The sequence below is a fragment of the Allostigmatella hybrida genome (genome assembly GCF_020103775.1).
Lineage (GTDB): Bacteria > Myxococcota > Myxococcia > Myxococcales > Myxococcaceae > Hyalangium > Hyalangium aurantiaca.
On the sequence record NZ_JAHXBH010000013.1, the window covers coordinates 76,384 to 93,431 of the forward strand.

General features: G+C 67.1%; 3 protein-coding genes. All 3 read right to left on the bottom strand.

Annotated features, from left to right (window positions below; all coding sequences use genetic code 11):
* Nucleotides 1-10: 10 nt before the first annotated feature.
* The 3 genes from KY661_RS20610 to KY661_RS20620 all read right to left on the bottom strand — a co-directional run bounded on the left by KY661_RS20610 (nucleotide 11) and on the right by KY661_RS20620 (nucleotide 16,951).
* The gene (locus KY661_RS20610) at nucleotides 11-9,184 is read right to left on the bottom strand and encodes a non-ribosomal peptide synthetase (protein ID WP_225411840.1); all 9,174 of its coding nucleotides are present in this window, start codon (nucleotides 9,182-9,184) and stop codon (nucleotides 11-13) included.
* Entirely contained in the window at nucleotides 9,181-15,699 is a 6,519-nt protein-coding gene (locus tag KY661_RS20615) for a type I polyketide synthase (protein WP_225411841.1), read from the bottom strand. Before KY661_RS20615 ends, KY661_RS20610 begins: the two co-directional genes overlap by 4 nt.
* Before the next feature lie 346 nt (nucleotides 15,700-16,045).
* On the bottom strand, nucleotides 16,046-16,951 hold the full coding sequence (locus KY661_RS20620) for an ACP S-malonyltransferase (RefSeq protein ID WP_225411842.1): 906 nt from the start codon (nucleotides 16,949-16,951) through the stop codon (nucleotides 16,046-16,048).
* Nucleotides 16,952-17,048: the final 97 nt, after the last annotated feature.

The following is a 17,048-nucleotide window of genomic DNA, read 5'->3' on the forward strand; positions in this document are numbered from 1 at the left end:
TTCACTGGGCTCATCGCGGCTTCTTCGTCTGCTTGAGGACGCTCTTCAGGTCCTTGGCACTCAGGCGCGCGGCTGGGAAGTCCGCAGCCACGCGGACCGCTGCGGCTGGCTGCGCGCGCTCCCGGATCAGCTCACGGAGGTTGGAGATGAACGCCTGGTTCAGGCTCTCAAGGGTTTCCTTGCGGAGAACCTTGGCGCCGAAGGTCCAGTCGAAGCGCAGGCGCTGCCCCGCCTCGATGACGGCGTTGAGCTCGATGCGGTGGGACCTGGCGGCGTGAGGTGAGTGGATCGGGCCCAAACCCTCTTTGGCGGCACCGCGGATCACCCCTTGCGCCGGGACGGAGCCCATCTGCCCGAGGTAGTTGAAGACAACTCCCGCATGCCCAGCGGCCTGGAGTCTCGATCGGATCGACGCGTCCGGGGACAGATAGCGGAGGATTCCATGGCCGGCCCCACCTCGGGGAACACGGCGCACGGCATCCTTCGCGCGGGCGAGCGCCTCTCGCACGCTCTCCTTGGCTCCGACATGCAGGCGAAGCGGGAAGAGCGCGGTGAACCACCCCACCGTGCGGCTCACATCGACGTCCTCGAACAGGAACTCACGCCCGTAGCCTTCCAGATCAATCCGGACAGTGCTGTGGCCAGTCCAGACCGAGAGCGTCCGGGCCAATGCGGCGATCAGCACTTCGTTGACCTGGACATCGTAGGCCTTGGGCACCTCGTTCAACAGGAGCTGCGTCTCGTCCTCCTCGATCCAGGACACAAGCTTGGATGCATCGGCGACCGTGTCCGAGGCGGTGGGATCATTCAGCGGAAACTCATGCGAGGCGTCCCGGTGGGAGGCGGCGAGCCACGCATCGAACTCGGCCCGGGCGTTCGGAGAGCCGGCGTAGGCCTCGAGGCGCTTCGCCCAGTGCTGGAAGGACGTCGTCTTCGGCTGGAGCCCGACCGGCTGGCCGCTCGCTAGTTGGCCGTACGCGGTCAGCAGATCCTCGAAGATGATTCCCCACGAGACGGCGTCCACCACCAGGTGGTGGGCCACCAGGGCGAGCCGCGTGGAGCCGGGTCCCAGGCGCAGGATCGCGGCACGCAGGAGCGGGCCACGCTCAAGATCAAGAGCCCCGTGGAGCTTGGCGAGCGCCCCCTCCACTGCGTCGCTTCCGGCGACGTCCCATTCCTCCAGGGGAATCCCCAGCGCCTCGCCTTCCGCGTGGTACTGGCTCCAGGCCGTGCCGTCCCTGCGGAAGCGGAGCCGGAGCGCGTCATGGTGGAGTTCCACCGCATCGAGCGCGCGGCGGAGCACGGCGAGATCGATGCCAGGCTCAACGTCGAGCAACACCGCCATGTTGAAGTGCTGTGGCTCGGCGCGCTCCTGCTCGAAGAACCAGTGCTGAATGGGCGTGAGCGGCGCGCTCCCCGTCACCTTCCCTTGCTCAGCGTGAATCACTTGGGCGCTGGAAGCCACTCGGGCCAGCTCCGCGATCGTCTGGTGATCGAACAGCTGGCGCGGCCTCAGGCGGAGCCCTCGCTGGGTGGCGCGCGAGATGATCTGCAAGCCGAGGATCGAGTCCCCCCCGAGCGCGAAGAAGTTGTCGTTGATTCCGATTGGCCCCTTCTTCAGCACCGTGGCCCAGATCTCGGCGAGGATCTGCTCCTCGCGGGACTGGGGAACGGCAAAGGTGGTGGGCTCCTGGGCTTCCACGGGATCCGGCAGCTTCTTGCGATCAATCTTCCCACTCGGCGTCAGGGGAAACGCCTCAAGGAGGATGAAGTGCGCTGGCACCATGTATCCGGGGAGCTGGCTCTTCGCATGCTCCCGGAGCGCCTGGACCGTGAATGCGGCGCCGCCACGGCCCGCGACGTAGGCGGCGAGCTGGCCTTTGTAGACGATGACGAGCGACCGCTGGACTCCGGGATGGCCGTCGATGACCGCTTCCACCTCACCCAGTTCGATCCGGAAGCCCCTGAGCTTCACCTGGTGGTCAAGGCGGCCGAGGAAGTCGATGTTGCCGTCGCTTCTCCAGCGCGCGAGATCGCCGGTGCGGTAGAGCCGAGCGCCGGGGCTGCTCGAGAACGGATCCCGGATGAAGCGCTCACGGGTGAGTTCATCAAGCCCGTGATACCCGCGCGCAACGGCGAGCCCTCCCACGTGCAGCTCGCCGGGGACACCGATGGGAACCTGACGCTGGTTTGCATCGAGGATCCGGGCCACCAGTCCCGGAAGGGGGCGGCCGATGGGCGGAGCTCCCGTCTCACCCTTCTGGACGGCGGTGAGCGTCGCGATGACGGTCGTCTCCGTCGGGCCGTAGGCATTGACGAAGCGCCGCGACTCCGTGGCCCACTTCTTCACCAGCTCCGCAGGGCAGGCCTCTCCGGCGGTGGTGAGCACGCGGAGATCCGGATACGGGCCTTCCGGCAGCGCCGCGATCGCCGACGCCGTCAGGCACACATGGGTGATGTGCTTCTCCCGCAGCAGCGCCGCCTGGCCCTCGCCAGCACGCGAAGTCTCGTCCATGGGCAGCACCAACCGGGCGCCGCTCGCGAACGCCATCACGATGTCCCAGACCGAGACATCGAAGGACGTAGAGGCCGCCTGGAGGACCCTGCTGTCCGGGCCGAGCGACAGGAGTTCCCGCGAGGCGACGGCGATGTTCGCCACCCCACGGTGCTCCAGCACCGCACCCTTCGGCTTCCCCGTCGAGCCCGAGGTGTAGATGATGTAGGCCATCGAGCCCGCGCTCGGGAGCGCCAGGGTGGATGGTTCCGCACCGTCTGGCAGCGCCTCGTCCATCCACAGCGTCCGCCCTCGGAAGCCTGGCCGCTCGCCTAACGCGCGCACCGTGAGCAAAAGCTCCGAGCCCGAGTCCTCCAGCATGTGGCTGAGGCGCGCCTCGGGGTACTCCGGATCCAGCGGGACATACGCCCCACCGGCCTTCCACACGCCCAACAAGGCGACGATGAACTCGACCGATTTCGGAAGGCAGAGCGCGGTCCGTTTCTCCGGCCCCAGGCCCAGCGAGACGAGGTGCCGTGCCAAACGTGTGGAGCGCTGATCGAGCTCCGCGTAGCTGAGCCTGACGTCCCCTTGCTCAAGCGCAATCGCGTCCGGCGTGCGCTGGGCCTGGGCCTGGAACAGCTCCACTACCGAGGCGGGAGCGGACGGGGCGCTGGGGCCCATGGCCCACTCCGCCAGCAGTCCGGCCTCACGCGCGCCGAGGAAGTCGAGCTCATGCACATGCCGCTGCGGGTGCTCCACGGCCTCACGCAGAAACACCACGAGGTGCTCGGCCATCCGCTCGATGCGCTCCCGGTCGAACAGCTCCGCGCTGTACTCGAAGAGGCCCGCCAGACCATCCGCGGATTCCTGCATGGACAGCGTCAGATCGAACTTGGAGGTGACACTGTCCAGTTCGAGGAGATCCACGTGGAGGCCATCGAGCGCAGGAGGCGAGAACGGCGCGTTCTGGAGCGCGAACATCACCTGGACCAGGGGCTGGCGGCTGACACTCCGCTCGGGCGCGGCCACCTCCACCAGCTTCTCGAAGGGCACGTCCTGGTCCGCGTACGCGTCGAGCGCCGTCCGCCGGACGCGCGCCAGAAGCTCGAGGAAGGTCGGGGCTCCGGACAAGTCCATCCGGAGCGCAAGCGTGTTGACGAAGAAGCCGATCAGCGGCTCCGTCGCGGCGCGGTTCCGGTTCGCCACCGGCGAGCCGATGATCAGGTCCTTCTGACCGCTCAGACGCGAAAGGTACGCCGAGAAGGCAGCCAGCAGGGTCATGTACAGCGTGGCACCCTCGCGGCGGCTCATCTCCCTGAGGCGTGCCGAGAGGGCCCGATCCACAGCGAAGCGGACCACCCCACCCTTGTACGAGGGGGTCTCTGGCCGGGGCCGATCCGTGGGAACGTTGAGGGAGGTGGGTGCCCCGGCGAGCCGCTGCTTGTGGGCCTCGATGGACTCGGCGAGCGCACCGTCTCGCAGGAGCTGCCGCTGCCAGAGGGCGAAGTCCGCGTACTGAACCGGGAGCGCTGGCATCACCACCTCGCGCCGCGAACAGAGCGCGTTGTAACCAGCCGAGAGTTCACGCGCGAGGATCCCAACGGACCAACCGTCAGAGACGATGTGATGCATCGTCAGGACGAGCACGTGGTCGCCTTCCGCGATGCGGAAGAGGCGCATCCGGATCAGCGGGCCGCGCTCGAGATCAAACGGACGGGAGACCTCGAGTCCCACCTCGTTTTGAATGAGACTCGTGAGTTCCGCTTCGGTAGCCCCCGGGCCGTTGCCGAGCGCCTCAGCAGGCGGAAGCTCCACGTGCAGCTCCCCGGCGATCTCCTGGATGGGCTGTCCATCCACCACGGAGAAGCGGGTGCGCAACACCTCGTGGCGCTGGATGATCCCGTCAAGGCTTTGACGGAGCGCATCCTGCTGGAGCGGGCCACGGAGCCGAAGCACCAGGGGGATGACGTAGATGGGCGCCCGCGTCTCCACGATGCGATCGAGGATCCACAGCCGTTCTTGAGAGGAGGAGAGCGGGATTTGAGGCGGCCGCTCCATCGGCGAGGTGAAGTCGAGCACAGCGGAGCCCGAGCGCTTGCGCAGCTGCTGCACCACCGCCGCGAGCCCCCCGACGGTCGGGTTGTCAAAGAACGTGCGCAGCGGAACATCGACACCAAAGACCGCGCGGACGCGCGAGACCACCTGCGTGGCCAGGAGCGAGTGCCCCCCCAGGTCAAAGAAGCTCTCGCGCACGCCTACCCGTTCCGCGCCGAGCAGCTCGGCGAAGATGCTCACCAGGATCTCCTCTTCGCCGGTCCTGGGTTCGACGTACGCGATCCCCAGGCCATGCGGAGCCGCAGGAACCGGCAGGGCTCGCCGGTCCACTTTGCCGTTCCCGGTCAGCGGGAGCTCGTCAATCACCATGATGCTCGCCGGCACCATGTACTCGGGGAGGTGCTCCTGCGCCGTCTTCCGAAGGTCGCTCTCCAAGCGGCGCTCCAGGCGCCCACGGAGTGGATCGTTGGCGTGGCGTGCACCCGGCACGGCATCCGGCGCTGTCCCGAAGAGCGCGATCGGCTCGGCCGAGCGTCCTGGGGCTGCGGGCTCGCCTGAAGGGCTCCGGCGCGTGAAGACCGCGTCGAAGGAGCCGTCCACCCCTCCACGAGACCAGTCCAGGGTGACGGTGCATGAGGCCTCCCGGGCAAGCTGCTCAAGGGCCATCGGATCAATCCCGGGCTCGGGCTCGCTGGTGGGGACCGAGCCGTCGCGATCCAACAGGCGCCTGCGGAGCTTCTCGAACGAGCCTGGCCGCACGGGAGCCTGCTCGCTCAGGCTCACCAGGGCCTCGAGGGCCGCCTCTACGCGGGCATTCCTGATGCCGCGCAGACCGATGCGCTGGGTGCCTTCCCGGCCGAGACGCGCCCGGAGTTCAGGCAGGCTCACATTGCCCGGACCCCAAGCCACGTCGGGTGCGGGGGCCGGTGAGGTGTCCAGGTGGAGGAGCACATCGTAGCGGAAGCGTGTGAGTTCATTCAGGCACTCGCCACGCTTCGGGCGGATCTCCACATGGCTCAACCGGGGGATGCGCTGCTTCAAGGCCCAGAAGAAGCCTGGATCGAGTACCAGCTCTTCCTCTCCGGCCAGCCGCCGCGCCACGAGCCCCTTCAGCGTGTGGGGATCGAGGGTGCCTGAGCTCTGTGCCAGAACAATCGACGCATGGAACGCCTCGAGCAGACGGAGGTTCCGCACGTCCCCGACGAAGATGAAGCCCCCCGTGCTCACGCGCGCCGAGGCAGACTCCAGGGCACGGGCGAGGTACTCCGCGCTCGGGAAGTACTGAACCACCGAGTTCAAGATCACCGCCTCGAAGCGCTCGCCGCCGAAGTCGATGCCCTCAAGCTGGTCCGCAGCGCAGTGGAAGAGCTGCGCATGCTCAAGGCCCGGGGTTTTCTTCGTCACCCCGCGGAGCATGTTGACCACGACTCCGGAGACGTCGGTCGCCCAGTACGCGGCCGTGGAGGGTGCGATCCGCGTGAGCAGGAGGCCCGTCCCGCATCCGATCTCAAGCACCCGCGACGGCTTCCGCTCAAGGATCTGCTCAACGGTGTGGTTGACCCACTCCTTCATGGCCTCGGCACTGAGCGGCGCGCCGGAGTAGCTGCTGTTCCAACCTGCGATGTTGAAGCTGGGATCCGTCTGTGACTCGCCAGCGGAGCGCGCGTAGAGCTCGTCGTAGAGCGCCTTCCACTCGCCCACGTGGGTGTCACCGATTCCCCCGTCCGAGCTGGAGGAGAGGAGCGTTTCCGCCGCTCCCGGCCTGGGCACCACGTAGGCGGCGATCCGCCGATCGTCCGCGCTCCGCTCATAGGTGGAGACGTAGGCACTGGCGACGGCTGGGTGGCGGGCGATCACCGACTGGATCTCGCCGAGCTCGATGCGGAAGCCGCGGATCTTGACTTGATCGTCGATGCGGCCGAGGTACGAGAAGGTTCCGTCCTGCTGGCGGATGGCGAGGTCGCCCGAGCGGTAAAGGCGCTCTCCAGGAAAGGCCGGGTCCTCGATGAAGCGCTGCGCGGTGAGCTCCGGCCGCTTCAGATAACCCCTCGCGACCCCGGCCCCACCTACATACATTTCCCCAGGAACGCCGTCCGGAACAGGCTGGCCGTGCTCATCGAGCAGGCGAATCATGAGATCCGGGATCGGACGGCCGATTGGGCTCGCAGCGGATGCGAGGTCTGCCTCGATCACCCGGTGGTACGTGACATGCACCGTGGTCTCGGTGATGCCATACATGTTGATCAGCTGCGTGTCCGCACCCGGATACCGCTCAAACCATGGACGGACGGTCGAGGCATCGAGCGCTTCACCGCCGAAGATGATCCACTTGAGCCCCTGGCCCCCTACCCCATCCTCGATCGAAGGCGCACGAACGAGTGCCCGGAATGCAGACGGCGTCTGGTTGAGGACCGTCACCCCTTCGCGCGCGATCAGCTCGCCAAAGGCCTCGGGAGAGCGGGGCATCCAGTGAGGGACGACGACCAGGCGGCCTCCATAGAAAAGCGGCCCCCAGAGTTCCCAGACAGAAAAATCGAAAGCAGCGGAGTGGAACAGCGTCCAGACATCGTCCGGCCCGAAACCAAAGAGCGCCTCGGTCGTGGTGAACAGGCGCGTGGCGTTGGCGTGGGTGACAATCACTCCCTTGGGGCGCCCAGTGGATCCGGAGGTGTAGATGACATAGGCGGCGTTGTCCGGCGTGAGGCCAGGCGCCGGATTCGGAGCACGCGGCCCTCCATGCCACTGGAGCGAGTCCACGAAGATCGTGGGCACCTTCTCCGTAGGGAGTTCACCGGTGCGCTGGGTCTCGGTAACGAGCGCGGAGACATCCGCGTCCTCGAGGATCAGCGCAAGCCGCTCTCTCGGGCTGGCCGGATCCAGCGGTACATACGCTCCGCCGGCTTTGAGCACGCCCAGGATGGAGATGACCAGCTCCGCGCTCCGCTCGACACAGATGCCCACCAGGGACTCAGGGCCGACGCCGCGGCTTCGAACCTCATGTGCCAGAACGTTCGCGCGGGCGTTGAGTTCGGCGTAGCTGAGATGCACGTCCCCAAAGCTGAGTGCGACCGCTTCTGGGGTTCGCGCAACCTGCGCCTCGAACCAAGCGGTGATGGTGCTCTCGCCAGCGCGGTCCCGCCGGGCCGCAGGTTGCGTGTCCGCCCGGAGCTGCGCGGCCGGGGCAGGAACTGCTAGCGCCAGCCGGGCAATCGGCTCATCCGGAGCGCGCACCATCTGTTCGAGGAGCTTCTCGAAGTAGCCGCGCCACAGGCCAACCGTGCTGTCGTTGAAAAGCGCCCGGTTGAAGCGCAACGCGCCAGCGAACGCGCCGCGCACCTCCCACATCTCAAGGGTGAGATCGAACTGGGTCTCCTGATCGCTGAGGGGATAGGGCTCGAGCTCCAGGACCCCCCAACGGACGCGGGTTACCTCATCAGGCGTGGCCCAGAGCGCCATGGCGCCCCCACCCTCGCGCGAGGAGTGGAATGTCATGGACGCCTGGAAGATGGGCGACACTCCAGGGCGGCGCTCGATTCCCAACCGCTCCACGAGCGACGCGAACGGGAAGTCCTGGTGCTCCAGCGCCTCGTGCACCACATCGCGCATCCGCGCGATCAGCGTCCGGGTGGACGGAGCGCCGGAGAGATCCGCTCGAAGCGCCACGGAGTTGGCGAAGTAGCCCACCACCCCATGCGAGGCCGTGTCCGGGCGCCCGGCTGTCGGGGAGCCGATCAGGACGTCGTCTTGCCGGGCCAGTCGCCCAAGCAGGGCTGCATAGGCGGACAAGAGCACGACGAAGGGAGTAGCCTCTGAACTCTGCGCGAGTTCCTTGATCCGGTTCGTCAGCTCGGGCTGGAGCTTGAGCGAGCACGCTCCGCTCCGATTCGCCGCGAGGGCTGAGTGGCTCCGATCCGCAGGGAGCGTCAGGACAGGCAGCTCTCCGGAAAGCTTCTTCTGCCAGTACTCCCAGTGCTTGCGCCCCACCGCCCCCGAAAGCATCTCCGCCTGCTGTGCGACGAAGTCGGCATAGCTGCCCGTGACGGGCGCCAGTGACGGCTGCTCGCCACGCGAGAGCACCTGATAGAGCTGCGTCAGCTCTTGCTGAACGATCCCTGCCGACCACCCGTCGTAGAAGATGTGGTGAACAGTGATCAGGAGCACGTGGTCATCGGGCTGGGAACTGAACAGATCGCCCCGGAGGAGCGGACCACGATCCAACGAGAACGGCTGGCGATAGGCGCGAACGACCGCAGACTGGAGCTGCTCGGCGCTCCAGCCCGCCGCATCGATGTGAGCGAAGTGCGGCTCGAGCACGGGGTGGCTCGTCTGGAGGAGCTGGCCGTCCGCAGTCGGTGAGACCGTGGTTCGCAGGCTCGGGTGGCGCGCGGCTACCATCTCGAAGGCGCGCTTCAATGCCCCCACATCGACCTGGGACCGAATGCGGAGCGCGAAAGGCGTGTTGTAGGCGGCTCCGTCCGGAGCCTGCTGCTGCAGAAGCCAGAGCGCCTTCTGCCCCGAGGAGAGCGAAAAGATGCGGGGGGCACTCTTCCCTGACTTCGCCAGGAGCTCAGCGAGGAGCTTGCGCTTCTCCTCGAGGCTGAGGCCGCTCATGTTGTCGCGGGGGGTGCTCATGACTTGACCTCCCCCTGTCCTGCCTGGGCTTCCAGCATGGCACGGAGGATCGTCTCCACTTCGCTCTCTGACATGTTGTTCACTTGCTGCTCGATCTGGGCTTCTGCAGTGACAGGCGCCGGCGCGGGTACCACGGCGGCTGGCCTGTCGAATTTCGCGGACACGGTGCTGGCAACCTGCACCAGGTTTCCTCCTCGAAGAAGCTCAAGCGCTGGAATCTCAACGCCGAGCGCCTCGCGGATGGCACCCTGGACCTGCATCGACAGGAGGGAGTCCACCCCCAACATCGACAGAGACTTCTGCGGATCCACGCGGTCGATGGGAACCTGGAGGATGAGGGAGATGCGCTGCGCGAGGAAGCGCTCAATCTCAGTCTGCCGGGCCTCTGGGCTCAGCTCCGCCAGGTGACGGCGAAGCCCCTCTGCATCGCTCTGCGCGCCTCCCTGGGAGGCTCCGATCAGGTGCGCCGTCCTCGGAGTCCGGCCGAGGTTCGGAGCAGCGCGCCCGAGCTGGGGCCAGTTGACATCGAAGATCCCGATCTGGGGGGGACGGATTCGAAGCACCCGCTTGAGCGCCGCCAGCACCGAGGCTGGAGGCATCGCGTGGAGGCCGAGAGACTCGAGGTAGGCACGCACTGCCTCCTCCTGTGCCATCCCGATCTCCCCGAGGACACCCCAGTGGATGCTGGTCGCGGCCAGACCTCGCGCGGCGCGGTGCTCCGCGAGCGCATCGAGGAAGCTGTTCGCGGCCACGTAGTTGCCCTGCCGGGGATTGCCGATCAGGGCAGCGACCGAGGAGAACAGGACGAAAAAGTCCAGCGGGCGGTCCTGCGTCAGCTCGTGGAGGATCCACGCGCCGCCGGCCTTGGGGGCCATGACACGCTGGATGCGCTCGTGGCCCAGATCAGGCAGAAGCGCATCATCGAGCACGGCCGCGGTATGCAGCACACCCTTGAGCGGGGGGTGCGTGGCATCGATTCGTGCGAACAGCGCCCGCATCTCATCCCTGTTGCTGACGTCCGCAGCAACCCCGGTGACGCGGACCCCTGCCGCCTCAAGCTCCTGGATCAGCTGTCTTGCCTCAGGGGTGGAAGCCCCCTTCCGGCCAGTGAGCACAAGGTGGCGTGCCCCTTCGGTGACCATCCAGCGAGCGAGGGCGAGACCGAAGCCCCCGAAGCCACCGGTCACGAGGTAGGCCGCGTTCGCGTCGAACAAGCGCTCGTCCGCCGCGGGTGCGAGCGCGACCGGCCCGGCCTCCGTGAACGAGAGCGTGAGGCGGGCAATCCCATCCTCCCGCGCGCGCTCCGAGAGCCAGCGCCGCGCGTCACCCGCGCGGGCCGCCGGCCAGTTCTCTGACGAGAGCGCCGGGAGTTCTCCAAACCGCTCCAGGACCGCCTGAAGCCGTGCGGAGGCCTCTTTGGGGCGCTGCTGCAACATGGCCGCGGCATCCACCCTGGAGCAGGAGATGCCTCGAGGCCAGGCGGTGGCGAAGAGACCGTCCGCCGGGGCGATCGGCCCCGCATCGACGAAGCGGCCGAAGTCCCCGAGAACGCTGGTGAGGGTAGGCTCCGGATCGCGGGACGCATTCACCAGGAGATCCACGCCGCCGCCACCCGTCCATTCCATGATCTCGTCCCTGAGCGTGGGGGAACGCCGATCGAAGACGCGGATCCCTTGTGGCGCCGAGCCGGTATCAAGGTCCAGGACAGCCGCAGCCTGAGCACCTGCGGCTCGCCCAAGCTCGAGCACCGCAGAGCCAATCCCTGCGGCGTCTCCGAGGACCAGGAGCCGCTCCCCGGGCAGGAGCCGACCGTGGGTGTGGAGGGCATACTCCGCTGCGAGGAATGGCAGCAACTGGCCCTGCGAGGCACCCGTGCGGATCCAATCGCGTCCCAACCGCACCAGCGCGTGCGTCCCGATCACGGACGCTTCTTGCGCGATCAGCGCTTGCACCCGTTGTCCGGGCGCAAACCCTGGCGTGTCCTCACCGGCCGCGACAACCACTCCCCCCAGTTCCACCGGCCAGAGGGAGGTGGCCGAGCGTCGGCCTTGAGTAGCGGCCCCGCGCGTCAGCGTCACGCTGGCGACCTTGATCTCGATCTCTCCACGTCCCGGCTGCCGCCGCGAGACCCTCCTCGGCCGCCGCTCCGAACCGTCGAGGGAGACCTCGAAGACCTGCTCCTTCTCTTCGGAGCCCCTTGGCTCCGTTGTCCCTTCCTCCCACTCGGGGAGTGGCTTTTGCTTGAGGCGCCGGACAAGTCTCCGGGTGTCACGCAGCGCGACCTCGTCCTCCTGGGTCTCCGCCAGGAGCTCGCGAGCGAGGCGCTCGATCATCTCCGGTTGAGCGGCCGAGGCTCCCTTGGGGAGATCAATGGTGCGCATCCGCAGATGCGGGAATTCGGCCGCCACCACGCGCGAGAAGCCAATCAGGGGCGCAGCGGCGAGCGAGGACAACGCATCCTCTGGAAGCGCGCGCTGCGCATCCCTCGTGACGACGCGGATCGAAGCACCTTCCCCCGGGGACAGCGCCAACACCACGCGGAGGAACTCAAGCACGTCGCCTGCTCCCGCCACCTGACTCGCATCCAGGCCAAGAAGGTAGGCGATGTTCCGGAACCGTGCGAGGCCGAGGGCGTCCACCAGACGACGGGCATCCTCCGCATCCCCAGGACGAACCTGGAAGCGCGTGGCCGACTCGCGGGCGAACGACTCCCCCGGCACCACCTGTACCAGGTCCTGGACTCCGGCCCGCTCAAGCGCGCGCCCAAGCTCGGCGCCCATCCCGCCGCGATCCGCGAACACGACCCAGCCGCCGCTGCCCTTCGCTCCCGCCTCTTCGAGCGAGGCCTCTTCAAAGACGTGCTCGTAGGTCCAGTCGTAGAAGGACGGCCTGGGGGCCTTCTCCTCGTGGTCCGCGAGCGCGGCGCACTCGACGCCCACGAGCCTGGCCACCACCTGGCCACCACCATCGATCAAGGTGATGTCGCTCTCAAGCGCGTTGGCCACCTGCTTCCGGACTTGCGCGTGGCAGAACAGCGGCTCGCGGGGATCGGGCCGTCTGTAGAATCGGATGCTCCGGCACCCCATCGGTAGGTAGAGCCGCTGATCGTCCGCGGGCAGCCAAGCCACCATGGCCTGAAAGCAAGGATCCAGCCAGACCGGATCCAGGACGATGCTCTCATCGGCGGTGATCCGCGCCACCTCCGAGGCAGGGAGCATGAGCTCGGCGAGGAGATCTGTCTCACCCCGGCGCAACCAGCGGATGCCTCGAAGGCTTGGACCGTAATCGAGGCCACGCTCGCCGAGCATCCGGTAGAGCGTCTCCGTGTCGAGCTGGGGCGCGGCGTGCGCGGCGAGGCTGGCAAGCTGGACGTGCTCCGGCGGGGGCGTCAGGAGGCTCCGCCGGAGGCGCGCGGTGGCGTGCCGCGTCCAGGTGGTGCGGCTATCGCGGGGGCGGCTGTAGATCACCACCGTCTGAGTCACTTCGTCATAGTTGGTCCGGACCACGGGCTCGTCGTTCCCAGCGACAACGAGCGCGTTCTCGAACCGCACGTCCTCCAGCATGTGTGGCTCGGAGAGCCCCAGCTCGCGGCGCAGGCCGAGCGCCAGCTCGACGTAGGCGGCACCTGGAACCACGAGCGCGCCCCGGACGCGGTGATCCGCGAGGCAGGGCAGGAATCGCGCGTTCAAACCGCGCTCCCAGGTGGGCGTGGGCGCGGAGACCCTGAGCCCGAGCAACGCATGCTCATTCGAAGCCAGGCGATCCGTGAGCGCTTCCTCCGACTCGTGCCAGTGCTTCTCCCGCTGCCAGGGGTAGCTGGGAAGCTGGGTGAAGCGGCAGCCTTCGGGATAGAGCCCGGCCCACGGGCTCCGGGCCCCGGCGACATAGAGCTCTGCCAGGGCCTTGGCGAAGGTCTTTTGCTCGGGCTCCTGCCGCTTGAGCGAGGAGAACATCCGTCCCTCGACACGCGCTTCCGCGCAGCACTCCTTGATGGAGGCCAGCAGGACGGGATGGGGGCCCACCTCCAGGAAGAGCCGGTAGCCGTCTTTCAAGAGTTGGCGGACGGCCTTCGCGAAGAGGGTGGGCTCACGGATGTTGTCGCACCAGTACTCGGCGTCATAGGACATGCCCTCGACAAGGCCGCCCGTGACCGTGGAGTAGATGGGAAGGTTCCCAACCGAGGGCTGGAGCGTGGCGAGACACCGGCGAAGCTCCGGCTTGAGCGGATCCATCGCGGGGCTGTGGTAGGGAACCTCGACCTTCAAGATGCGCTGGAAGACACCGCGGGCCTCAAGCTCGGCCGAGATCTCCTCGATCGCCTTGGCGGCTCCGGAGAGGGTCACAGCGCTCGGCCCGTTGATCGCGGCGATCGAGACCACGTCCTCACGCCCTCTGATGGCGGCGCGGGCGCCTTCCTCTGTGAGGCCTACCGCCAGCAGCTTGCCAAGCCCCGCCGCCTTGGCCTGGATCCGGCTCCGCTCGTAGATCACGAGCATGGCCTGCTCGAGGGTAAAACGCCCTGCGGCGTAGGCGGAGGCAACCTCGCCCGCGCTGTGGCCTACGACTGCGGCAGGCTCGACGCCCGCGCGCCGCCAGAGCTCGAGCAAGCCAATCTGCAGGAACGCGTTCGCGGGCTGCGCGATGTCCGTCCGCGCCATATTGGAGGACTTTTCGTCAGCGAGCATCTGAGCCAGCAACGACCAACCCGCGAGCCGCTGGAAGATGGCGTCGCAGCGATCGAGGGTGGAGCGGAACAGCGCGTCCCGCTCGTAGAGCTCACGGCCCATGGCCCACCACTGCGGCCCCATGCCGGTGAACACGAAGACCGGCTTCGCCGCCTCCGCTGGAAGCGTGCGGCCCGAGGCGCCGTCCTCGGCGGGATTGTTGGCGGCGAAAGACTCCAACCGTGCCGCGAGCCCGGCCGCATCCTCGGTGGCCACCAGGGCGAGGCGGTGCTCGTGGTGGCTCCGCCGGACCGCTGCGGAGAAACAGATGTCCGCGAGCGGCGCGTGGTCCGGAGCGGAGAGGAGACCGGCGTAGGATCGAGCGAGCGCGCGAAGCGCCTCGGGGCTGCGGGCAGAGAGCGGGAGAATCACCGGCGCGGACAGGCTCACGGAGCGCTTCGCCTGCGCCTCCGGGAAGGGCGCGCGCGCGCCGCCGGGCGGCGCCTGCTCAAGCAAGCAGTGCGCATTCGTCCCGCCGTAGCCGAAGGAGTTGACGCCCATCTTCAGGGATTCGCCATTCCTGGGCTCAAGCGCCTCAAGGCGCTGCGGAATCCGGAGCCCCAGGTTCTCGAAGGGGATGGCCGGGTTGAGCTTCTGGAGGTTGGCTTGCGGAGGAAGCTGCCGGTGTTGCAGGCACAGACTCGCCTTGATCAACCCCGCCACGCCGGCCGCCGCTTCGAGGTGCCCGATACTGGCCTTGAGCGATCCGACCCACGGCCCCTGCCCACCGGGCCGTTTCGAGACGGCGCCCAGCCCGCCCATCTCCGCGGGATCTCCGACGGCGGTTCCCGTCCCATGGGCCTCGAAGGCATGGAGTTCGGCCGGATTCACCGAGGCGCTGGCACACACCTGACGGACCAGCGCCTCCTGTGCACGCGCGCTTGGCGCCGTCATCGAGTCGCTGTGCCCATCCTGATTGACACCTGTCCCCCGGATCAGCGCGTAGATGCGGTCGTTGTCGCGCACCGCGTCAGAGAGCCGCTTGAGCACCACGATGCCAGCGCCTTCTCCCCGGCCGTAACCATCGGCGCGCGCGTCGAAGCTCTTGGAGTACCCATCGGCCGACAGGAACTTGCCCTTGCTCATCGCCACGAAAATCTCGGGCCGGAACATGACGTTCACGCCACCGGCCAGCCCGAGCGATGTCGTACCGCTCCACAGGTCCTGACAGGCGAGGTGGACGGCGACGAGCGAGGAGGAGCACGCCGTGTCCAGCGAGATGCTCGGCCCCCGGAAGTCGAACATGAAGGACAGCCGGTTGGAGAGCACCGTCATGGTCGACCCGACCGCGGTGTGCGGGCCGATCATCTCGCGGTTCTTCGAGCCCATGTGCGTGAGCATGCTGTCGAGCATGAACCCGCCGATGTAGACGCCGGTCTGGCTGCCCGCCAGGCTGTCCGGCGGAAAGCCCGCGTCCTCGAGGCTCTCCCAGGCTACCTCGGCGAGGAGGCGCTGCTGCGGATCGAGCGTCGCCGCCTCGCGTGGCGAGATGGAGAAGAAGGCGGCGTCGAAGACGTCGATCGGTTCCTGCAGAAAGCCGCCGTGGCGGACGTACGTCTTGCCCGGCTTGTCCGGATCAGGATCGTAGTAGCGGCGATGATCCCAGCGGTCCTTCGGCACCTCGACGATCGCACTGCGTCCTTGTGTAAGAAGGTCCCAGAGGTGACGAGGCGACTTCGCACCTCCCGGAAACCGACAACCGATGCCAACAATCGCGATGGGGTCACGCACAGTATTGAACACTACCCCATGGCAAGAAACACCGGTCAACAAGGAGTTCCCGCGAAACACAGAATAAGTTTCTTACACTTTGAGATTCCAATTCATTGAGTAGGGTTTACTGCATACCGCACCCAATGTATCGGGAAGGGTTGAGCGCGTTGTTTTCATCCGCCTGCTGACCGGCGCTCCTCACGTGAGCCAAACCTCCAGGAGCCATGTTCCTCAAGGCAAACGGCCCCGAGACATGAATGCCAATGACAAGCCCTGTGCGTATGAAGAGCCGTGCGACACCTTTTCCGCCACACGCGCACAAGTCACCAATACACGTGGGCCATCTGGAAGACATTCGCCATGGGGATATTCCAACTCCATCCAACCGAGGCAATCTGAGTCATCACCTCCCCGGGAGAACTGCTCACAGAAAGGCATCCACCGTCGCCGTCTGCAGCGAGGGCTCCGTGCGCCTCGCCAGGGAAGAGACCACCTTGCTGTCCCCTACCTCTAGCACCCGGGTCACTCCCATCCCCACGAGCGCCTGAACACACTGCATCCACAACACCGGGAAGATCAGCTGGTCCACCATGGACCGCCGGATACAGACCAGCGTCTTCACCGTCCGGGCCGTGGTGTTGAGGACCATGGGGTACCGGGGCATGCGAAGCGGAATGCCCGCCACCACCGCTCGCCACTCTTCCAGGATCTGCCCCATCAGGGGTGAGTGGAAGGCGTGACTGACCTGGAGCAGCACGCACTCCCGGGCCCCCGAGGAGAGGGCGCGTTGCTTGAACCGCTCCAGGGCCGCGTGCTCTCCCGAGAGGACGAACTGCCCCGGGCTGTTGTGGAGCGCCACCGCGAGGATGCCGCCCTGGCTCGCCGTCTGGCACAGCTCACGAACCCGCGCCTCGTCGAGCCCCATGACCGCGAGCATTCCTCCAGGCGCCGTGACACTGGCCATCAGCTCGCCCCGCTTGCGCACAGCCCGGACCGCGGCGGAGAGCGTCAGGGCCCTGGCGGCAACCAGGGCCGAGAACTCTCCCACACTGTGCCCGGCGACGGCAGCCGGTTGCAGCCCCTGCTCTTCCAGCATGGCCAGACATGCCACGCTGCATGTGACAATGGCGGGTTGAGCATTCTCGGTGGCGGTGAGCCTTTCCGGTGGACCTTCCAGGCACAACTTCGTGAGGTTCATCCCCACGGCCTCGGAGGCCTCTTCGAACACCCGGCGGGCAGCCGGCGAGCGCTCCAGCACCCTCTGCCCCATTCCGAGCCGTTGGGAGCCCTGCCCCGGAAAAATCCATGCTGGTAAGTCGTTCGAGTTCAAACCGGTCTGTCACGTCCTTCTTCAGAGACACGTTAGCACTGTAGATTTAGAAATATTTGACACAGGTGCATCAATTAAGTTAATAACTGAACAGCAG